14 protein-coding genes are annotated in these 18,882 nt (G+C 72.0%); 10 read left to right on the forward strand and 4 right to left on the reverse strand.

Annotated features, from left to right (window positions below; translation table 11 throughout):
* Positions 1-171: 171 nt before the first annotated feature.
* Complete coding sequence (locus tag DY240_RS01265; protein ID WP_119658165.1) at positions 172-1,068, reverse strand: SIS domain-containing protein; 897 nt, start codon at positions 1,066-1,068, stop codon at positions 172-174.
* A gap of 241 nt (positions 1,069-1,309) precedes the next feature.
* On the opposite strand from DY240_RS01265, the gene DY240_RS01270 reads away from it, so the two are divergent.
* The 4 genes from DY240_RS01270 to DY240_RS01285 are packed head-to-tail and all read left to right on the forward strand — an operon-like array spanning position 1,310 to position 5,214.
* Positions 1,310-2,560, forward strand: coding sequence for an extracellular solute-binding protein (locus tag DY240_RS01270; RefSeq protein WP_119658166.1), 1,251 nt, complete (start codon positions 1,310-1,312; stop codon positions 2,558-2,560).
* Positions 2,557-3,516: a carbohydrate ABC transporter permease gene (locus DY240_RS01275; protein ID WP_119658167.1), complete on the forward strand. Its 960-nt coding sequence runs from the start codon at positions 2,557-2,559 to the stop codon at positions 3,514-3,516. Before DY240_RS01270 ends, DY240_RS01275 begins: the two co-directional genes overlap by 4 nt.
* 44 nt (positions 3,517-3,560) lie before the next feature.
* A complete protein-coding gene (locus DY240_RS01280; RefSeq protein WP_119658168.1) occupies positions 3,561-4,364 on the forward strand; it encodes a carbohydrate ABC transporter permease in 804 nt (267 codons plus the stop codon).
* Positions 4,365-4,377: 13 nt separating this feature from the next.
* Entirely contained in the window at positions 4,378-5,214 is an 837-nt protein-coding gene (locus tag DY240_RS01285) for a DeoR/GlpR family DNA-binding transcription regulator (RefSeq protein ID WP_233552563.1), read from the forward strand.
* 786 nt (positions 5,215-6,000) lie between these two features.
* On the opposite strand, the gene DY240_RS01295 is transcribed toward DY240_RS01285, so the two are convergent.
* Together DY240_RS01295 and DY240_RS01300 are read right to left on the reverse strand one after the other, a co-directional pair.
* Positions 6,001-7,644, reverse strand: coding sequence for an LCP family protein (locus tag DY240_RS01295; protein ID WP_158602694.1), 1,644 nt, complete (start codon positions 7,642-7,644; stop codon positions 6,001-6,003).
* 150 nt (positions 7,645-7,794) lie between these two features.
* A complete protein-coding gene (locus DY240_RS01300; protein WP_199700571.1) occupies positions 7,795-8,310 on the reverse strand; it encodes a GNAT family N-acetyltransferase in 516 nt (171 codons plus the stop codon).
* Positions 8,311-8,337: 27 nt separating this feature from the next.
* Between DY240_RS01300 and DY240_RS01305 the strand changes: the two genes are divergently transcribed.
* The 6 genes from DY240_RS01305 (at position 8,338) to DY240_RS01330 (ending at position 17,888) form a co-directional block, all read left to right on the forward strand.
* Positions 8,338-9,984 carry a DNA repair helicase XPB gene (locus DY240_RS01305; protein ID WP_119658171.1) on the forward strand — a complete coding sequence of 549 codons (1,647 nt, stop codon included), beginning with the start codon at positions 8,338-8,340 and terminating at the stop codon, positions 9,982-9,984.
* A 127-nt stretch (positions 9,985-10,111) separates the two neighbouring features.
* Positions 10,112-12,178, forward strand: coding sequence for a HelD family protein (locus DY240_RS01310; RefSeq protein WP_119658172.1), 2,067 nt, complete (start codon positions 10,112-10,114; stop codon positions 12,176-12,178).
* 178 nt (positions 12,179-12,356) lie between these two features.
* Positions 12,357-14,654: an HAD-IB family hydrolase gene (locus DY240_RS01315; protein WP_119658173.1), complete on the forward strand. Its 2,298-nt coding sequence runs from the start codon at positions 12,357-12,359 to the stop codon at positions 14,652-14,654.
* Entirely contained in the window at positions 14,651-15,436 is a 786-nt protein-coding gene (locus DY240_RS01320; RefSeq protein WP_119658174.1) for an SDR family NAD(P)-dependent oxidoreductase, read from the forward strand. The genes DY240_RS01315 and DY240_RS01320 overlap by 4 nt, the downstream gene beginning before the upstream one ends.
* Positions 15,433-16,203, forward strand: coding sequence for a lysophospholipid acyltransferase family protein (locus DY240_RS01325; RefSeq protein WP_119658175.1), 771 nt, complete (start codon positions 15,433-15,435; stop codon positions 16,201-16,203). Before DY240_RS01320 ends, DY240_RS01325 begins: the two co-directional genes overlap by 4 nt.
* Positions 16,200-17,888, forward strand: coding sequence for an FAD-binding oxidoreductase (locus DY240_RS01330; protein WP_119658176.1), 1,689 nt, complete (start codon positions 16,200-16,202; stop codon positions 17,886-17,888). The genes DY240_RS01325 and DY240_RS01330 overlap by 4 nt, the downstream gene beginning before the upstream one ends.
* Here DY240_RS01330 and DY240_RS01335 read toward each other — a convergent pair.
* On the reverse strand, positions 17,848-18,882 hold a 1,035-nt coding region (locus DY240_RS01335; RefSeq protein ID WP_119658177.1), incomplete at its 5' end, for an MFS transporter. The genes DY240_RS01330 and DY240_RS01335 overlap by 41 nt on opposite strands.

Here is an 18,882-nt window from a genome sequence, read left to right on the forward strand (position 1 = left end):
CCGCTCAGCCGCTCGGCGATCGCCGCGACGGCGTCGAGCACCGGCGCGCCGTCGGACCCGGCCGGCGGCGTGGGCGTCCGGTCGACCGGGCCGAGCCGGCCGTCGGCGCCGACCACAGCGGCCTTGATGGAGGTGCCGCCGACGTCGACGGCGACCACCCGCCCGGTCACGTCAGCCGGCCGGCAGGACGACGGAGCGGGTGAGGTGCCGCGGCCGGTCCGGGTCGAGGCCGCGTGCCTCGGCCAGCGCGACCGCGAGCCGCTGCGCCACCACCAGGTGCGCCATCGGGTCGAGTTCGCTGGTGACGAAGGTGGCGCCGGTGGCCGCGACCTCGTCGGCCAGACCGGCCGGCGGCGGGCCGAACGACCACACGAGCCGGCCCGGCTCGGCGATCGAGATGGGGCCGTGCCGGTAGTCCATGGCGGGGTAGGCCTCGGCCCAGAACTGCGCCGACTCGCGCAGCTTCAGCGCCGCCTCGTGCGCCAGCCCGACCGTCCAGCCCCGCCCGACGAACGTCGCCTGCGCGACGTCGGTCCACCCGTCCAGCGGCTCGGCCAGCGCCTTCTCCGCGTCGGCGACCACCGGCCCGAGGTCGTGCCCGAGGTGCGCGCGCAGCAGCGCCAGCGCGCTGGTGGCCGACCGCGTCTGCACGACGGCCCGCTCGTCGGCGAAGTCGAGCACGACCGCCTGGCCGGCGGCGTCGACGGCCGGTGAGCCGGCGGACGCCGTGAGCACGACGGTGCGTGGCGCGCCCGCGCCGGCGGAGGCGAGGTCGGCCAGCAGGTCGAGCACCTCGGTGGTCGTGCCGGAGCGCGTGATCGCGACGACGGCGTCGTAGCCGCGGCCGACGGGTGTCTCGGACGCGGCGAACGCGTCGGTCTCGCCCAGGCCGGCCTGCTCGCGCAGCGCCGCGTACGCCATGGCCACGAACCACGACGTGCCGCAGCCGACGACGGCGACCCGCTCACCCGGCGCCGGGAGTACCCCGCGAGCGTCGTCGAGCAGGTCGGCGGCACGGACCCAGCAGGCCGGCTGACTGGCGATCTCCGCGCTGACGTGTTCGGTCATGGATGTGTGTCCCCTCTCGTGCACCGACCCGGCGCCTGCATCATATCGATCGAATCTCGCTGTAATCGCTCAGACTCAATCGCTCCCCGTCACATCCGGTCAAAGTTGCGTTCCCGTCACGGCCTGTTGACACCGTCTGTGACGGCGGCCACGATGGGTACCCGCGTCGACAGATTGTGCGCGAAACGTGCGTGAAACGCATACAAACAATCATCGCGGTGAGCGGACCTGGAGGGCGGACATGAGACGACTGGTGTCCTTGACGGCGGCAACGGTGGCGGCGGGGCTCACGCTCACGGCGTGCGGGTTCGGCGGCGACGACGGCGGCAGCGGCGGCTCCGCCGAGGAGGGCGGCTCGACGACGCTGGACCTGCTCGTGCCGCAGTACAGCGACGGCACGACGGCGCTGTGGGAAGAGATCATCGCCTCGTTCGAGGAGGCGAACCCCGACGTCACCGTGAACCTCGAGGTCCAGTCGTGGGACAACATCAACGACGTCATCCGCACCAAGGTGCAGGCCGGTGAGGCGCCGGACATCCTGAACATCGACGCGTTCAGCGGCTTCGCGAAGGACGACCTGCTGTACCCGGCCGACGAGGTCGTCTCCGAGGACACGTTCGCCGACTTCCAGGAGTCGTTCATCGAGAACGCCTCGCTCGACGGCACCGTCTACGGCCTGCCGATGATCGCCTCGGCACGGGCGCTGTTCTACAACGAGGACCTGCTGACCCAGGCCGGTGTCACCGAGCCGCCGGCCACCTGGGACGACCTGCTGGCCGCGGCCACCGCCGTCGCGGGCCTGGGCACCGGCGTCTACGGGTACGGGATGCCGCTGGGCAGCGAGGAGGCCCAGGCCGAGACGTCGATCTGGACGTTCGGCGGCGGCGGGTCGTGGACCGACGGCGAGACCATCACCGTCGACACCCCCGAGAACCTCGCCGCGGTGGAGTTCATGAAGCAGATGATCGACGCCGGCGCCACCCAGCCCGACCCGGGCGCCACCGACCGCACCCCCATGCTGGACGTCTTCATCCAGGGCCAGATCGCGATGGCCGTCGGCCTGCCGCCCACGATCGGGCAGATCGAGGAGCGCAACCCCGACCTCAACTACGGCATCGCGCCGGTCCCGACGCAGGACGGGTCGCCCGTCACGCTCGGTGTCGCCGACCATCTGATGGCGTTCCGCAACGACGACGACAAACAGGACGCGATCCGGGCGTTCCTCGACCACTTCTTCTCCACCGACGTCTACCTGAGCTTCGTCGACACCGAGGGGTTCCTGCCCACGACGAAGTCCGGCGCCGAGGGCACCGCCAACGCCGAGCGGTTCGCCGACTTCCTGGCGCTGCTGCCCGACGCGCAGTTCTACCCGAGCACCAACGAGGCGTGGGCGGCCACGCAGGGTGCGCTGCAGAGCCTGGTCGGGCAGATCCAGACCCAGGACGCCGCGAGCGTGCTGCAGCAGATCCAGGCCAGCGCCGACAACGCATGACCACCGACACCCCGACCCGCCCCGACGGCCGCGTGACACGCCGGCCGCGGGGCGGGCCCGCACGGCCGCGGCGCGGGTGGTCGCGGTGGGCCGCGACGGCCCGGGCACTTCCCTGGCTGACGCCGACGCTGGTCCTGATCGCCGGGGTGGTGTTCTTCCCCGCCGGGTACATGGCGTGGACGTCGGTGCGGGACCTCAGCCAGTTCGGGGTCGACAACGGCCCGGCGGGGTTCGACAACTACGCCCGGCTGCTGGAGTTCACCGCGCTGCCGCGGGTCCTGACCAACACCATCGTCTGGGTGATCGGCGTGGTCGTGGTGACCGTGCTGATCTCGCTCGCGCTGGCGCAGTTCCTGGACAAGGCGTTCCCCGGACGGCGGTTCGTGCGGCTGGCGATCATCGTGCCGTGGGCGGCCAGCGTCGTCATGACCACCACCGTCGTCTACTACGGGCTCGACCCGTTCTACGGCATCATCAACGCGTTCCTCGTCGACATCGGGCTGCTGGACCAGCCGTACGGGTTCACCCGCAACGCCGTCCCGGCGTTCCTCACCGCCATGGGCGTGGCGGTGTTCGTGTCGCTGCCGTTCACCACGTACACCCTGCTCGCCGGGCTGCAGACCATCCCTGACGACGTGCGCGAGGCCGCGGCCATGGACGGCGCCGGGCCGTGGGCCACCTACCGGCGGATCATCCTGCCCTTGCTGCGCCCGGCGCTTGCGGTGGCCACCATCATCAACATCATCAACGTGTTCAACTCGCTGCCGATCCTGCAGGTCATCACCGGTTCCATCCCCGGCTACAACGCCGACACCACCACCACGCTGATCTTCAAGTTCATCCGCGCCGACCGGCAGATCGACACCGCCGCCGCGCTGAGCATCGTCAACTTCCTCATCGTGCTCGCGGTGATCCTCGTGTACTTGAAGGTCGTCAAGCCGATGCGGGAGGACTGACCGTGGCAGCCGCCGTTCGTACGCGGGGTTCCCGACGCCCGCTGATGGCCGTCGCCGGCGCCGTCATCGCGCTGGTCTTCGTCCTGCCGTACCTGATCATGCTGATCGGGTCGTTCAAGTCGCGCGCCGAGATCCTCCAGGTCCCGCCGACGTACCTGCCACAGGAGTGGCTGCCGTCGAACTACGTCGACATGTGGTCCACTCCCGAGACGCCGCTGCCGTACAACCTGGTGTCGACGATCGTCATCTCGGTCTGCGCCACGCTGCTCGTGCTGGCCGCGGCCGCGCCCGCCGCGTACTACACCGCCCGGCACCGCTTTCCCGGCCGGCTCGTGTTCCTGCTGCTGGTGCTGATCACGCAGATGCTGCAGCCGACGGTGCTGGCCACCGGCCTGTTCCGGCAGTTCGTCACGCTCGGCATCAACGACACGTGGCTGGCCATGATCCTGGTCAACGCCGCCTTCAACCTGTCCTTCGCGGTCTGGATCATGCACAGCTTCTTCGCCGCCATCCCCCGCGAGCTCGACGAAGCCGCCGCCCTCGACGGCGCCTCCCGGCTGCAGACCCTGCGCCGCGTCACGCTGCCGCTGGTGTGGCCCGGCGTGGTCACCGCGATCATCTTCACGTTCGTCGCCTGCTGGAACGAGTTCGCCGCCAGCCTCGTCATCCTCACGACGGCGGAGAACCAGCCGCTGTCGGTGGCGTTGACCAAGTTCGTCGGGCAGTACGAGTCGGCCTGGCAATACGTCTTCGCCGTCTCGATCGTCGGTATCGTGCCGGTGGTCGTGCTGTTCGCGCTGATCGAGAAGAGACTGGTAGCGGGGTTGACCGCGGGGGCGGTCAAGTAAGGGGGACACCGTCGTGACCGACCAGCCGGCCGGCGAAGCCGGCACCGACCTGGACGGGCAGGCACCCGACCGCGCCCGGCGCTGGCGCCAGATGCTCGACCTGCTCGCCGAACGCGGCCGGCTCAGCGTCACCGAGACGGCGTCGGCACTGTCCGTCTCCGAGGCGACGGTCCGCCGCGACTTCACCGAGCTGGCCCGGCAGCAGCTGGTCACCCGCACCCACGGCGGCGTCCTGGCGACGGCCGTCGCCTACGACCTGCCGGCCCGCTACCGCGCGTCGTCGGGGAGCGACCCGAAGGAACGCATCGCCGCGCTGGCCGCCGACCTCGTCGAGCCCGGCATGGTGGTCGGGTTCAACGGCGGCACGACGACGTCGGCGACGGCCCGCCGGATCGCCGCCCGCATCGAGCACGGCCCCCACTCCGGCGAGCACGCGCTGACCGTCGTCACCAACGCGCTGAACATCGCGACGGAGATGGTGCTGCGCCCGCACATCCGCACCGTCTCGCTCGGGGGCGTGGCCCGGCCGCAGTCCTACGAGACGACCGGGCCGCTGGCGACGCTGGTCCTCAACGAGCTCTGGCTCGACATGCTCATCCTCGGCATCGACGGGCTGACGGCGGCCGGCGGCGTCTCGTGCCGGCACGTCGGCGAGGCCGGCATCAACGCGCTCATGGTCCAGCGGGCCAGCCGGGTGGTCGTCGTCGGCACCGGCGACAAGGTCGGCCGCCGCGCGTTCGCCCGCATCTGCGACGTCGACCAGGTCGACGTGCTGGTCACCGACCCGAGCGCGCCCGAGGACGAACTGGCCGCCCTGCGCACGGCCGGCGTTGAGGTGCACCTCGTCTGACGGGCCTGTTCCGGCCACCCGGGTGAGGTTGTTCCACTCCAACCGTGCGTTGGCCGGTCGTGTGGCGTTGGTTCCCGTCCCCCTGCTGCCCGATTGTCTTGGCCGCGCACGCGCGCCTCAAGCGGACCGCCTCTGCTGGGTGGCGTTGGCCCCGTCCCCCTGCTGCCCGATTGTCTTGGCCGCGGGCGCGCGCCTCAAGTCCGCGCGCGTTGTGGTCGGGCTTGTGCTGTGGTCGGGGCGCTTGGACTTGACCCGCGCGCCCGCGGCTCAGAACGGGCAGCTATCAGGGGGACGGGGGAGTGTGGCGACGGCTTCCGGGGCGTTGGCCGCGTTTGCGTGTGGCGTTGGTGTCGTGGAGCGTCCACCTGGTGAGATTTCACCGTGATTCGGGGGCCATCACGAGGATTGCCCCAGCGTCAACACCCCTACAGCCATGGTGAAGCTCGCGGAATCCTCGTGATGTAGGCGATCGTTGATGATCATCGCCATCCACAATCCGACAAAGCAGNCTACAGCCATGGTGAAGCTCGCGGAATCCTCGTGATGTAGGCGATCGTTGATGATCATCGCCATCCACAATCCGACAAAGCAGGCGAAACGGGGCACCGCAATGCCGAGGCGTGCCCAGATCCTCCCCGTCCCCCTGATAGCTGCCCGTTCTTGGCCGCGCAGCCGCGGGTCAAGCGGTCATCGCCGCGCGAAGCGCCCCCTAGGTCCGCTTGAGGCGCGGTTGCGCGGCAAGAGAATGGGGCAGCAGGGGGACGGGGAGCCCCGCCAACCCAGGACTCAGCAGACGTCGTCGACGTCGACGGCGCCGTTGGCGTCGCTCGGGGTCTCGGTGCCGCCCGGCGTCTCGGCGTCGCCGGTCGGCTCGTCGTCGGCGGGGGTGTCGCCCTCCGGCGTCTCCCCCGCGGGCTCCTCGGTCTCCTCCGTCGGGTCGTCGCTCGGCTCGTCCGTCGGGTCGGCCGCCGGGGACTCGGTGCCCGTGCCGGTCGGGCCGTCGGCGTCGTCGGGGGCCTGCGAGCTGGGCGGCGGGGTCTCGGCCGGCGGGTCGAGCGACTGCTGGACGAACTGCCGGATGAGCTCGTAGTCGGGGTCGTGGTACTGGATGATGTCGTCGGTGAACGGCAGGCTGCGCAGGCCGCCGGCGTCCTGCACCTTCAGCGCCAGCTCGGCGAAGTCGGACAGCCGCGCCTGGGTGATGTCCGTCGACATGGTCCGCTCGGCCGCTCGCGCCAGCTGCTGGTAGCGGCCCAGCAGCGTCATCGGGTCGGCCTGCTCGGCGATGGCGCCGATGACGCAGCGCTGCCGGCGCATGCGCTCGTAGTCGTCGGAGACCGGGCCGGGACCGCAGCGGGCGCGGGCGAACCAGAGCGCCTGATAGCCGTCGAGGTGCTGGTTCTCGCCGGGCTCGATCCAGCCGGACGGCTCGGTGCAGCGGCCCCACTGTTCCTTGGTGCCGATGGGGATGCGGTACGGGACGTCGATGTCGATGCCGCCGAGCGCGTTGACCAGATATTGGAAGCCGCGCAGGTTGACCATCACGTAGTAGTGGATGTCGAGCCCCAGCACCTCACCGACCACCAGCTTCATCGCCTCGGCGCCGGGGTCGGGGATGCCCTCGAAGAACTCCGGGAACTCGTACGGCACGAACCGGTACATCGAGGAGAGCCAGTAGTAGGCGTCCTCCTCGGGGCCGCGGAAGCCGTCGGGGTAGGCCTCGGCCAGCGGGGTGTCAGGCGGCATCGGGACGTTGAGCAGATTGCGCGGCAGCGAGAACAGCGCGGTGTCGCCGGTCTCGGTGTTGATGCTGGCCACCATGATGGTGTCGGTGCGGGTCTCCTCGCGGCCCGGGCCGGCGTCGGAGCCGAGGATGAGCACGTTGACGCGCTGCTGGCCGGCCCACGGGTCCTCGTCGGACGAATTCGGGACGGTGAGGCTGGGCTGGTCGTCGTCGGCGAAGACGTTGCCGATGAGGTCGCGCTGCGTGTACGCGTACCGGCTGCCGAGGCTGAGCGGGCTGACCACCAGCGAGGCGACCACCACGACGACGATCGCCGACAGCAGCCGCTGCGGCCCCCGCAGGCCGCGCGGCTGCAGCAGGTAGAGGCTGACCAGCGCTGTGAGCAGCCAGGCGGCGGCGACGGCGGCCAGCCCGGCGGTGATGAGGTTGAGCGTGCCGGTGTCGGTGCCGGCGTCGACCAGGCCGGACCGCCCGCTGCGCACGACGTACACCGCAGCCCCGGCGGCGAGCAGCAGGAACACCGCCACGACGGTCCAGCCGAGCTTCTTCCGGCCGGCCGAGATCAGCCCCGCACCGGGGATCAGGGCACCGACGCCGACCTGACGCAGAAAACGGCGATACTGGGCCGGGCTGACGCCGTTGCGCCGTGCCCGACTCCGTCGGCCGACCGTCTCGTCGCTGCTCATCGCTGCCGCCGCCGCGCGCGTGCCCCTACGCGGGCCTGCCTCCTTCACCGGATCGGGACGTGCTGCCGATAGGTCGCGGGACATTCTGCCTCACGTGACGAACTCCCACGGAGGCACCCGCGTTCCCGGCGCGCCCGCTCTGTCCCGATTTCACAGCTTCCGGTTCATGAGCACCGAGTCGCGGTCGTCGCCCGGCGCGACCCGGATCGAGCCGGGGTGGCGTCCCACCTCGACGAACCCGCACGACTCGTAGAACCGGCCGAGGCCCATGCCGTCGCGATAGGTGAGGTGCAGGAACTCCAGCCCGTCGGCGCGAGCGAGGTCGGCCAGCCCGTCCAGCAGGGCCCGGCCGGCGCCGCGCCCCTGGAACCGCGGATGCACCTGCAGCCGCAGCACCGTCGCCCAGTGCCGGAACAGCGGATTGACCGAGCCGATGACGAAGCCGAACCCGGCCCGCTCGCCGTCGACGCGGAGCACGCCGACGAACCCGGCGCCGGCGGCGAGGTCGGCGAGATGGCGGTCGAGCGCGGGCCGCACGTCCGCGGGGCCGGCCGGCGGCAGGAAGCCGACGGCGCCGCCGGCGTTCGTCACGTCGACCCAGCAGCTCAGCAGCCACGATGCCAGCTCGTCGCCGACCTCGGTGACCCGTTCGACCGTTTCGCTCACGCCTTGACCGTACGGGACAATGGGGAGGTGAACGACGGACCCCTGATCGTCCAGAGTGACAAGACCCTGCTCCTCGAGGTCGACCACGACCAAGCCGACGACTGCCGCCGCGCCATCGCGCCGTTCGCCGAGCTGGAGCGGGCCCCCGAACACGTGCACACCTACCGTCTGACCCCGCTCGGCCTGTGGAACGCCCGGGCCGCCGGTCACGACGCCGAGCAGGTCGTCGACACCCTGCTCACCTACTCCCGCTACCCCGTCCCGCACGCGCTGCTCGTCGACGTCGCCGAGACGATGGCCCGCTACGGCCGGCTGCGGCTCGAGAGCCACCCGGTGCACGGGCTGGTCCTCGTCACCACCGACCGCGCGGTGCTCGAGGAGGTGCTGCGCTCGAAGCGGGTCACCCCGCTGGTGGGCGCCCGCCTCGACCCCGACACCGTCGTCGTCCACCCGTCCGAGCGCGGCAACCTCAAGCAGGCGCTGGTCAAGCTCGGCTGGCCGGCCGAGGACAGCGCCGGCTACGTCGACGGCGAGGCGCACCCCATCACGCTGGCCGAGGACGGCTGGGCGCTGCGGCCGTACCAGCGCGAGGCCGCCGACGGCTTCTGGCACGGCGGCTCCGGCGTCGTCGTGCTGCCGTGCGGGGCCGGCAAGACGCTGGTCGGCGCGGCCGCCATGGCCCGCGCCGGCGCCACCACGCTGATCCTGGTGACGAACACCGTCGCGGCCCGGCAGTGGAAGGACGAGCTGGTCAAGCGCACCAGCCTCACCGAGGAGGAGATCGGTGAGTACTCCGGCGCGAAGAAGGAGATCCGCCCGGTCACCATCGCGACCTACCAGGTGCTCACCACCCGGCGGAAGGGCGTCTACCCGCACCTCGAGCTGCTCGACGCCCGCGACTGGGGCCTCATCGTCTACGACGAGGTGCACCTGCTGCCGGCGCCCATCTTCCGCATGACGGCCGACCTGCAGGCCCGCCGCCGGCTCGGGCTGACGGCGACGCTGGTGCGCGAGGACGGCCGCGAGGACGACGTCTTCACGCTGATCGGCCCGAAGCGCTACGACGCGCCGTGGAAGGAGATCGAGAACCAGGGCTGGATCGCCCCCGCCGACTGCGTCGAGGTCCGCGTCACGCTGTCCGACGGCGAGCGGCTGGCCTACGCCACGGCCGAGCCCGACGAGCGCTACCGGCTGGCGTCGTGCACCGACGCCAAGACGCGGGTCGTCGAGGGCCTGGTGAAGCGGCACGCCGGCGAGCCGACGCTGGTCATCGGCCAGTACATCGAGCAGCTCGACGAGATCGGCGAGCGGCTCGGCGCCCCGGTGGTCAAGGGCGAGACGACGGTGCGCGAGCGGCAACGGCTGTTCGACGGCTTCCGCACCGGCGAGATCCGCACGCTGGTCGTCAGCAAGGTGGCGAACTTCTCCATCGACCTGCCCGAGGCCAGCGTCGCGATCCAGGTGTCCGGCACGTTCGGCTCGCGGCAGGAGGAGGCGCAGCGGCTCGGCCGCATCCTGCGCCCCAAGGCCGACGGCCGGACGGCGCGGTTCTACTCGGTGATCGTCCGCGACACCGTCGACCAGGACTTCGCCCAGCACCGGCAGCGCTTCCTCGCCGAGCAGGGCTACGCCTACCACATCGCCGACGCCGAGGACGTCCTGCGCGACAGCTGACACCGTCGCCGAATATTCGGTGGACACTCCAGCCGGCGCGAACTAAGCTCCCATGCCCTTCGCGACCGGACCGGACCACCGGGCCGTCGGATAGCCCCATCTTCCGCCGAGCCCCTGGAGGCGATCCATGTCCGCCGACCCCGTCCTGCACGCCGAGCGCGAGCACCTGCGCCGGTCCCGCGCCGACCTCCAGGCGATGCGCGAGCACACCCTGTCGCTGACGGCGCAGGGCGGCGACCACGTCTCGACCGAGTACCTGAAGGCCGCGCTGTACCGGCGGGCGAAGGCGCTGGAGGACGACCCGAACCTGCCGTTGTTCTTCGGCCGTATCGACCGCACCGACGACGAGCAGCCCGGCGAGCCGCCGGAGACCTTCCACATCGGACGCCGGCACGTCATGGACGGAAACGGCGATCCCATGGTGGTCGACTGGCGGGCGGACGTGTCGCGCGCCTTCTACCGGGCGACGCGGGCCGACCCGCACGGCGTCACCCTGCGCCGCCGCTACGGGTTCGCCGGCGGCGAGCTGACGTCGTACGAGGACGAGCACCTGCTCGACCCGGGCGAGGCCGACATCACCAGCCGGATCCTCACCGAGGAAATCGAGCGGCCGCGCGTCGGCCCGATGCGCGACATCGTCGCGACCATCCAGCCCGAGCAGGACGAGGTGGTGCGGGCGAGCCTGGACCGGACCGTGTGCGTCCAGGGCGCGCCGGGCACCGGGAAGACCGCCGTCGGCCTGCACCGGGCGGCGTTCCTGCTGCACACCTACCGCGAGCGGCTGTCGCGCACCGGCGTGCTGGTCATCGGCCCGAACCAGGCGTTCCTGCACTACATCGCCCAGGTGCTGCCGACGCTCGGCGAGGTGGACGTTCGCCAGGTCACCGTCGCCCAGCTGGTCCAGACCGTCCCGATCAGGGGCGTCGACGACCCCGGCACGGCGGCGCTCAAGGGCGACGAACGCCTGGCGACCGTCATCCGCAACGCGATCTGGTCGCACGTCCGGGAGCCGGCCGAGACGCTCTACGTCACCCGCGGCACCCGGCGCTGGCAGGTCCCGGTGCACGAGGTCGCCGACGCGATCCGGACGCTGCGCGAACGCGGCGACGGCTACGCGACGGCCCGAGCGCTGCTCGGCCAGCGGCTCGCGCACCGCATCCTGCTGCGCATGGAGGCCGCCGGCGAGATCACCGACGACCGCGTCCAGAACGCCGTCGCGCGGTCCCGGCCGGTGAAGGCCTACGTCGACGAGCTGTGGCCGGCGCTGGACCCGGTGAAGCTGGTCATGCGGCTGCTCAGCGAGCCGGAGCTGCTCGCCACCGCCGCCGGCGGCGTGCTGACCGCGGACGAGCAGCAGCGGCTGCTCTGGCGCAAGCCCGCCCGCGGCCCGAAGACGGCGCCGTGGTCGCACGCCGACGCCGTGCTGGTCGACGAGGCCGCCGCGGCCCTCGAGCGGGTGCCCGGCGTCGGGCACGTGGTGCTGGACGAGGCGCAGGACCTCTCCCCCATGGAGCTGCGCGCCGTCGGCCGTCGTGCCGCCACCGGCTCGCTGACCATCCTCGGCGACATCGCGCAGGGCACCACGCCGTGGGCGACGCCGTCGTGGCCGGAGGCGCTGCGCCACCTCGCCCACGACGACGCACCTCCCCCTGGCCCTTCTGCGACTCGCCCCCGCCCGGGACCTCGCGGCCGGCCGCAGGCTGCGATCGAGGTGCTGCGCAAGGGCTACCGCGTCCCGGCCGCCGTCGTCGAGTTCGCCGCCCGGCTGCTCCCGGTCATCGCGCCGGGCATCGCGCCGCCGGAGCCGGTCCGGTCCAATCCCGGCCGTCTCGACGTGACGCGAGTGGCCGGCGACCTGCAGGCGGCCGTCGCCGACGCCGTCAGAGAGGTGGCGGAACGGGAGGGCTCGGTCGGCGTCATCGTCGCCGATGCCACCGTCCCCGAGACCGGAGCAGCGCTCCGGCAGGCCGGTCTCGCCCACGGCGAACTGGCCGACGACGAACGGATCACGCTGGTCCCGGCCACGCTGGCCAAGGGTCTGGAGTACGACCACGTGGTGGTCGTCGAGCCGGCCGCCATCGTCGCGGCCGAGCCGGCCGGGCTGCGCCGCCTGTACGTCGTGCTCACCCGCGCGGTGTCGTCGCTCACCGTCGTGCATCGCGAGCCACTGCCGGAGCCACTCACTCACCAGTAGCGATACGATGCCGATGCCCGCGAAGGGCTACATTCTGTGTATTGTCTGCACGGCGTATGGGGTCATCGGCACCCCCCGAAACTCCGCTCGACCGAGCGGCGGCACCTGCCTGGGGAGGGCGCATGGCATCTGACTTCGACCTGGCACGGGCCGGACACGGTGCCCTGGGAACCCACCCGTGAGCGCCACCACGGCCAGCGGAGGAACCTCGATCTTGCACGGCGCACACGTTCTCCTCACCGGCGCGACCGGGTTCGTCGGACAGGCACTGCTCGAGAAGCTGCTGTCGAGCTACCCCGATACCCGGGTCAGCCTCATCGTCCGGCCGCGCGGCGCACTCAGCGCGCAGGACCGCATCGACCGGCTCTTCCGCAAGCCCGTCTTCAGCACCTGGCGCAAGGCCGTCGGTGACGACGAGGCCGAGCGGCAGTACCGCGCGCGGGTCACCGTCCTCGAGGGCGACCTCGGCGACCTCCCGCCGCTGCCTGACGACGTCGACGTCGTCATCCACTCGGCGTCCACGGTCTCCTTCGACCTGCCCATCGACGAGGCGTTCGCCTCCAACGTGTCCGGGCCCGAGTCGCTGTACCGCGCGCTGCTCGCCGGCGGCGCCGACCCGCACGTCGTGCACGTCTCCACCGGCTACGTCGCCGGGCTGCGCAAGGGCATCGCCGAGGAGCGCAGCCTCGACCACGACGTCGACCGCGCCGCCGAGCTCGCCCACGCCCAGGCCGCCCGGCCCGAGGTCGAGCGGCTCTCCCGCAGCCCGCGGCTGCTGCGCCGGCTGCTCACGCAGGCGCAGGCCGAGCACGGCCGGGCCGGCTCCCGCGTCGTCACCGAGGCCGCCGAGCAGGCCCGGCAGGACTGGGTCCGCGCCGAGCTGGTCGAGGCCGGCCGCACCCGGGCGCAGAGCCTGGGCTGGCCTGACGTCTACACGTTCACCAAGGCGCTGGGCGAGCGGGTCGCCGAGGACCTCTGGGCCGGCAACGGCCACCGGCTCACCGTCGTCCGCCCGACCATCATCGAGTCGTCGCTCAAGCACCCGTTCCCGGGCTGGATCGACGGGTTCAAGGTTGCCGACCCGCTGATCGCGGCGTACGGACGCGGCCTGCTGCCGCAGTTCCCGGCGCTGGCCGACACCGTGCTCGACGTCATCCCGGTCGACTTCGTGGTCAACGCCGCGCTCGCCGCGGCCGCCGCGCCGCCCCCGCCGGGCCAGGCGCAGTACTTCCAGGTCAGCTCCGGCATCACCAACCCGCTGCCGTTCGGCCGGCTGCTCCGGCTGGTGCACGAGTACTTCGAGGCCAACCCGCTCAAGGACGCCAAGGGCGGCCACCTCGCCGTCCCGTCGTGGTCGTTCCCGCACCGCGGCGTGGTCGAGCGGGCGCTGCGCCGCCGCGAGCGGGTCGTCGACCTCGCCGACAAGGCGGTCGACCGGCTGCCGCCGGGCGACCGGTCGCGCAAGTGGATCTCGACCATCTACCGCGCCCGCCGCGACCTCGACACCCTGCGCAAGTTCACCTCGCTGTACCAGCCGTACACCGAGACCGAGGTCATCTTCGACGACGCCAAGCTGCGGGCGCTGCATGCGTCGCTGCCCGACGACCGCAAGGCCGAGCACGGCTTCGACGTCACCGAGATCGACTGGGCGCACTACCTGCAGAAGATCCACATCCCCGGTGTGCCCGGCCTGACCCGCGGCAGCGGCGGCGAGAGCGCCGGCTCCGGCTCGGCGCCGCTGGAACTGCCGCGCCGCAGCGACGTCATGGCCGTCTTCGATCTCCAGAAGACCGTGGCCGCGGCGACGCTGGTCGAACACTACGTGTGGATCGAGCTGGCGGCCAAGCCGCTGTCGCGGTGGCCGGTCGTGCTCAGCAACCTGGTCGCGCTGGGCCCGCGCTACCTGCAGGCCGAGCGGCGCGACCGCGGCGACTTCATCCGCACGTTCATGCGCCGCTACGAGGGCGTCAACGAGAACGAGCTGCGCAAGATCATCGCCGACGAGGTGACGGTGTCGCTGCACCGCGGTCTGTTCGAGCAGGCGCTCGAGCGCATCAAGGCCCACCGCGAGGCCGGGCACCGCACCGTCCTGCTCACCGGCGAGATCGACGTGTTCGTCGAGCCGCTGGCGCCGCTGTTCGACGTCATGGTCGCCGGCAAGATGGAGTCCGACGAGTCCGGCCGCTGGACGGGGCACCTGGCCACGCCGCCGCTGGTCGGCGAGGCGCGGGCCGCATGGCTGCGCCGGTACGCCCGCGCCGAGGGCCTCGACCTCGCCGGCTCCTACGCCTACGGCGACAGCTACGCCGACCGCTCCTGGCTCGACGTCGTCGGCCACCCCAACGCCGTCAACCCCGACGCCAGCCTGTACCGGTACGCCAAGTCCAAGCGGTGGCCGGTGCACAGCTGGACCACCACCGCTGAGGGCCGCCTATCGCCGGTCGTGCGCAGCGTGCGGGGAGCACGACGGGCATGACGGCGCCGCTGCTCACCGGCCGGGCGCTGGTCACCGGCGGGACGTCCGGCATCGGCCTCGCCTTCGCCAAGGCGCTGGCCGCGCGCGGCTGCGACCTCGTTCTGGTGGCCCGCGACGAGGACCGGCTCAAGCGCACCGCCGACGAGCTGCACCAGCGCTACGGCGTCGACGTCGAGGTGCTGGCCGCCGACCTCGCCGACCGCGCGCAGGTCGACGCCGTCACCGCCCGGCTGGCCGACCACGACTCCCCGGTCGAGGTCTTCGTCAACAACGCCGGCAAGGGCGTCCACTCGCGCCTGGTCACCGACGACACCAGCGAGCACGAGCACGCCATCGACCTGATGATCACCGCCGTCGTCGTGCTCGGCGCGGCCGCCGCCCGCTCCATGCGCGAGCGGGGGCACGGCGTCATCGTCAACGTGTCGTCGGTCGCCGGCCTCATCACGATGGGCGGCTACTCCGCGGTGAAGTCGTTCGTGCGCACCTACTCCGAGAGCCTGTCGCTCGAGCTGGCCGGCACCGGCGTGCAGGTGACGGCGCTGCTGCCGGGCTGGGTGCGCACCGAGTTCCACGAGCGGGCCGGCATCCGCACCGGTTCCATCCCGTCCTCGCTGTGGCTCGACGCCGACCGCGTGGTGGCCGATTGCCTGGCCGATGTCGAGAAGGGCCGCGTGCGTTCGGTACCGTCAGCACGGTTCAAGGTCCTGGCCTGGCTGGCCGAGCACGCCCCTCGGGCGGCGGTGCGCAAGGTCACGGCGCGACTGGTGAGCGGACGACGATGAGCGAACTGCCGAGTACGAAGAGGTACCACGCGGCCTGGCACCGCTGGGCCCGGTTCGTGGCGCAGCGCCTGCTCCTGCGTCCAGTGGTGCACCTGACGACGAAGGTGACGGTGCGCGGGGCGGAGAACCTCGACGGGCTGGCCGTCCCGTTCATCGTCGTGGCCAACCACAGCAGCCACCTCGACGCGCCGCTGCTGGTCACCGAGCTGCCGCGCCGCTACACCCGCACGATGGCCGTGAACGCCGCCGCCGACTACTTCTACCGCTGGTGGTGGATGAAGGCGACCACGTCGGTGTTCTTCAACACCTACCCGGTGAGCCGCACCAACGCCGACATGGGCAAGGGCCGCGGCCTGGCCAACCGCCTGCTGAGCGAGAACGTCCCCGTCGTCGTGTTCCCGGAGGGCACCCGGCGCAACACCGAGGGCGGCGTCAAGCGGTTCAAGCCCGGCGCGGCCGCGCTGAGCATCGCGCAGGGCGTGCCGTGCGTGCCGGTGGCCATCATCGGGACCGACCACGCCATGCCGGTCGGGCGCTGGTGGCCCAAGCCCGGCCGGCCGCCGGTGACACTGGTGATCGGCGCGCCGATCCGCCCGCTGGCCGGCGAACGGACCCGCGAACTGACCGAACGGCTCGAGGCGAAGGTGGCCGCCATGGTGGCCACCGGCGACCCCGGCGCCGAGGGGAAACCGCTGCGCGACGCTACCGAGCCGGACGAGCCGGCGGAGCAGGCGAGCGACCACGCCCAGAAGGAGGAGGCGTCGTGACGGGTGTCAAGCACCAGAAGTGGTGGGGCTGGGGGGTCGAGGGCATCGCCTTCACCCACGACGACAAGCCCAAGCTGGCGCCGTTCGTCATGGAGAAGATCGGCATCGACCTCAACGCGCCCGGCACGCCGCCGCCCGCGTTCGATGACCTCAAGGTGCCGGCCTCGCAACTGGGCGACGACCTCGCCGCGAAGCTGCGCGACACCGTGGGCGAGCAGTACGTCGAGACCGACGACCACAGCCGCGTGGTGCACACCTACGGCAAGGGGCTGGTCGACCTCGTCCGCATCCGCGCCGGCGACCTCCCCCGCGTCCCCGACGTCGTCGTCTACCCGGGCGACGAGGACCAGGTGCGGCAGGTGGTCGACGCCGTGGTCGCGGCCGACGGCGTCCTCATCCCGTTCGGCGGTGGTTCGAACATCTCCGGCTCGCTGACCCCGCCGCCGGCCGAGCAGCGCGTCGTCGTCTCCCTCGATCTCGGGCGGCTCAACCGGGTGCTCGAGGTGGACGAGGCCGCCGGGCTGGCCCGCATCCAGGCCGGCGCGCTCGGCCCGGACCTCGAGGACCAGCTCAACGCGCGCGGGTGGACCATGGGCCACCAGCCCGACAGCTTCAAGCACTCGACGCTGGGCGGCTGGATCGCGACGCGTAGCTCGGGCATGCAGTCGGACAAGTACGGCGACATCGCCGACATCACCCGCGGCCTGCGCGTCGTGCTGCCGGGCAAGGTCATCGTGCTGCGGCCGCTGCCCAGCACGTCGTCGGGCCCGAGCGTGCGCGAGATGATCCTCGGCTCCGAGGGCCGGCTGGGCGTCATCACCGAGGCCTGGGTCAACGTCCACCGCGTCCCGGAGAACCGCGAGATCATCGCCTACCTGTTCCCGACGTGGGCGGCCGGCATCGCGGCGATGCACGAGATCTCCGAGTCCGACGCCTCGCCGACGGTCACCCGGGTCTCCGACGCCAACGAGACCGCGTTCTCGCTCTCGATGCAGAAGCCGTCGAAGGGACTGGCGGCGAAGGCCGGGCCGATCCTGTTCAACGTGCTGGAGCGGCGCGGCTGGGACCTCTCCGCCGCCTGCTTGTCCTACATCGGGTACGAGGGCGCGGAGTCGCACCTCAAGCACGAGAAGGCCATCGTCGGCAAGATCGTGAAGAAGCACGGCGGCATCAAGCTCGGCAAGGGCCCGGGCGCGCTGTACGACCAGAAGAAGTTCGACACCCCGTACATCCGCGACTTCCTGCTCGACATCGGCGCGCTCGGCGACGTGTCCGAGACCGCGGCGCCGTGGTCGAAGCTGATGAACCTGTACGCCAACACCATCCGGGCGGCCAACGACGCCTACGACGAGCTCGGCGTCAAGGGCTTCGCGATGTGCCACCTGTCGCACAGCTACCACTCCGGTGCGTGCCTGTACTTCACCTTCGCGTTCCCGCCCAGCACCGACGTGCCGGCGGAGCAGATCGAGCAGTACTGGGTGGTGAAGAAGGCGATCCAGCAGTCGTTCATCGACAACGAGGCCACGATCTCCCACCACCACGGCGTCGGCACCGACCACGCGCACTGGCTCGAGGACGACATCTCCCCGGCCGGCACCGACGTCATGGCCGGGCTGCTGAAGTCCGTCGACCCCGGCCGGAACCTCAACCCTGGGACGCTGCTGCCAGCTCACCGGGAGTGGTGACGGGCGCCGCCGGACGCTGGGTGCGCAGCCGGACGACGGCCAGCACCACCGCGAGCGCCGCGGCGGTGACCGTCACGGCGAACGCCGGCCGGTGCCCGCCGAGGTCGGCCAGCCGGCCGGCGATACCGGACCCGACGGCGTAGCCGATGCCGGTGGCGCCGGCCAGCAGCGTCATCGCCGCGCCCACGCGGGTGACCGGCACCTGCCGCTCGGCGGCGGCGAACACGCTGATCATGTACGGCGCGACGGCGAGGCCCAGGACCAGGACGACGGGGACGAGCGCCGTCAGGGAACCGGCCAGCAGCAGCGGCGACGACAGCACGACCAGCCCGATGGCGAACACCAGGATCCGCCGGTCGTACCCGAACCGGGCCGGCAGCGCCGCGGTGGCCAGTCCGGCCAGCACGCTGCCCACGCCGAGCAGCGAGTGCACCAGGCCGGCCAGGCCCGGCGTGCCCGCGGCGGTGGCCAGCGCCGTCGTGCCGGTCTGGGTGGCGCCGAAGATGACGCCGATGAGCAGCTGGGCCAGGCAGAGTGTCAGGAACGCGACGGTGACGAACGACTCGCCGTGCGCGGCCGCGGACGCGCGCAGCGCGTGGGTCAGCTGGGCGGTCGAGTGCAGCGCGAACCACGAGCCGAACACGACCAGCAGCGCGGCGGCGGCGAGCAGCGCACCGCTCGGGCTCAGCGCCACCGCGCCCAGGCCGACCAGCGCCGGTCCGAGTACGAACGACGCCTCGTCGGCGGCGCCCTCGTAGGAGAACGCGGCGTCGACCAGCCGGGGCTGCGCGCTGCCCGTCCGGTGCGTGATGGGCCGCCAGCGCACGCGCGCCAGCGGGCCGACCTGCGGCATCGTGAACCCGGCGACGGCGGCCGCGCCGACGAGCACAGGCGTGTCGGCGCCGGCGTGGACGGCCGCGACCAGCGCCGCGAGGGCGACGCCCGCCGTCAGCGACTGCGCGAGGACGACCGGCCGCTGCCCGACGCGGTCGGC

The organism is Jiangella rhizosphaerae (genome assembly GCF_003579925.1).
GTDB classification, from domain to species: Bacteria; Actinomycetota; Actinomycetes; order Jiangellales; family Jiangellaceae; genus Jiangella; species Jiangella rhizosphaerae.

Bases quoted from the DNA above. Each gene is read 5' to 3' on its own strand.
- DY240_RS01265 (WP_119658165.1), bottom strand. From the start codon at position 1,068: ATGACCGAACACGTCAGCGCGGAGATCGCCAGTCAGCCGGCCTGCTGG.
- DY240_RS01270 (WP_119658166.1), top strand. From the start codon at position 1,310: ATGAGACGACTGGTGTCCTTGACGGCGGCAACGGTGGCGGCGGGGCTC.
- DY240_RS01275 (WP_119658167.1), top strand. From the start codon at position 2,557: ATGACCACCGACACCCCGACCCGCCCCGACGGCCGCGTGACACGCCGG.
- DY240_RS01280 (WP_119658168.1), top strand. From the start codon at position 3,561: ATGGCCGTCGCCGGCGCCGTCATCGCGCTGGTCTTCGTCCTGCCGTAC.
- DY240_RS01295 (WP_158602694.1), bottom strand. From the start codon at position 7,644: ATGAGCAGCGACGAGACGGTCGGCCGACGGAGTCGGGCACGGCGCAAC.
- DY240_RS01310 (WP_119658172.1), top strand. From the start codon at position 10,112: ATGTCCGCCGACCCCGTCCTGCACGCCGAGCGCGAGCACCTGCGCCGG.
- DY240_RS01320 (WP_119658174.1), top strand. From the start codon at position 14,651: ATGACGGCGCCGCTGCTCACCGGCCGGGCGCTGGTCACCGGCGGGACG.
- DY240_RS01325 (WP_119658175.1), top strand. From the start codon at position 15,433: ATGAGCGAACTGCCGAGTACGAAGAGGTACCACGCGGCCTGGCACCGC.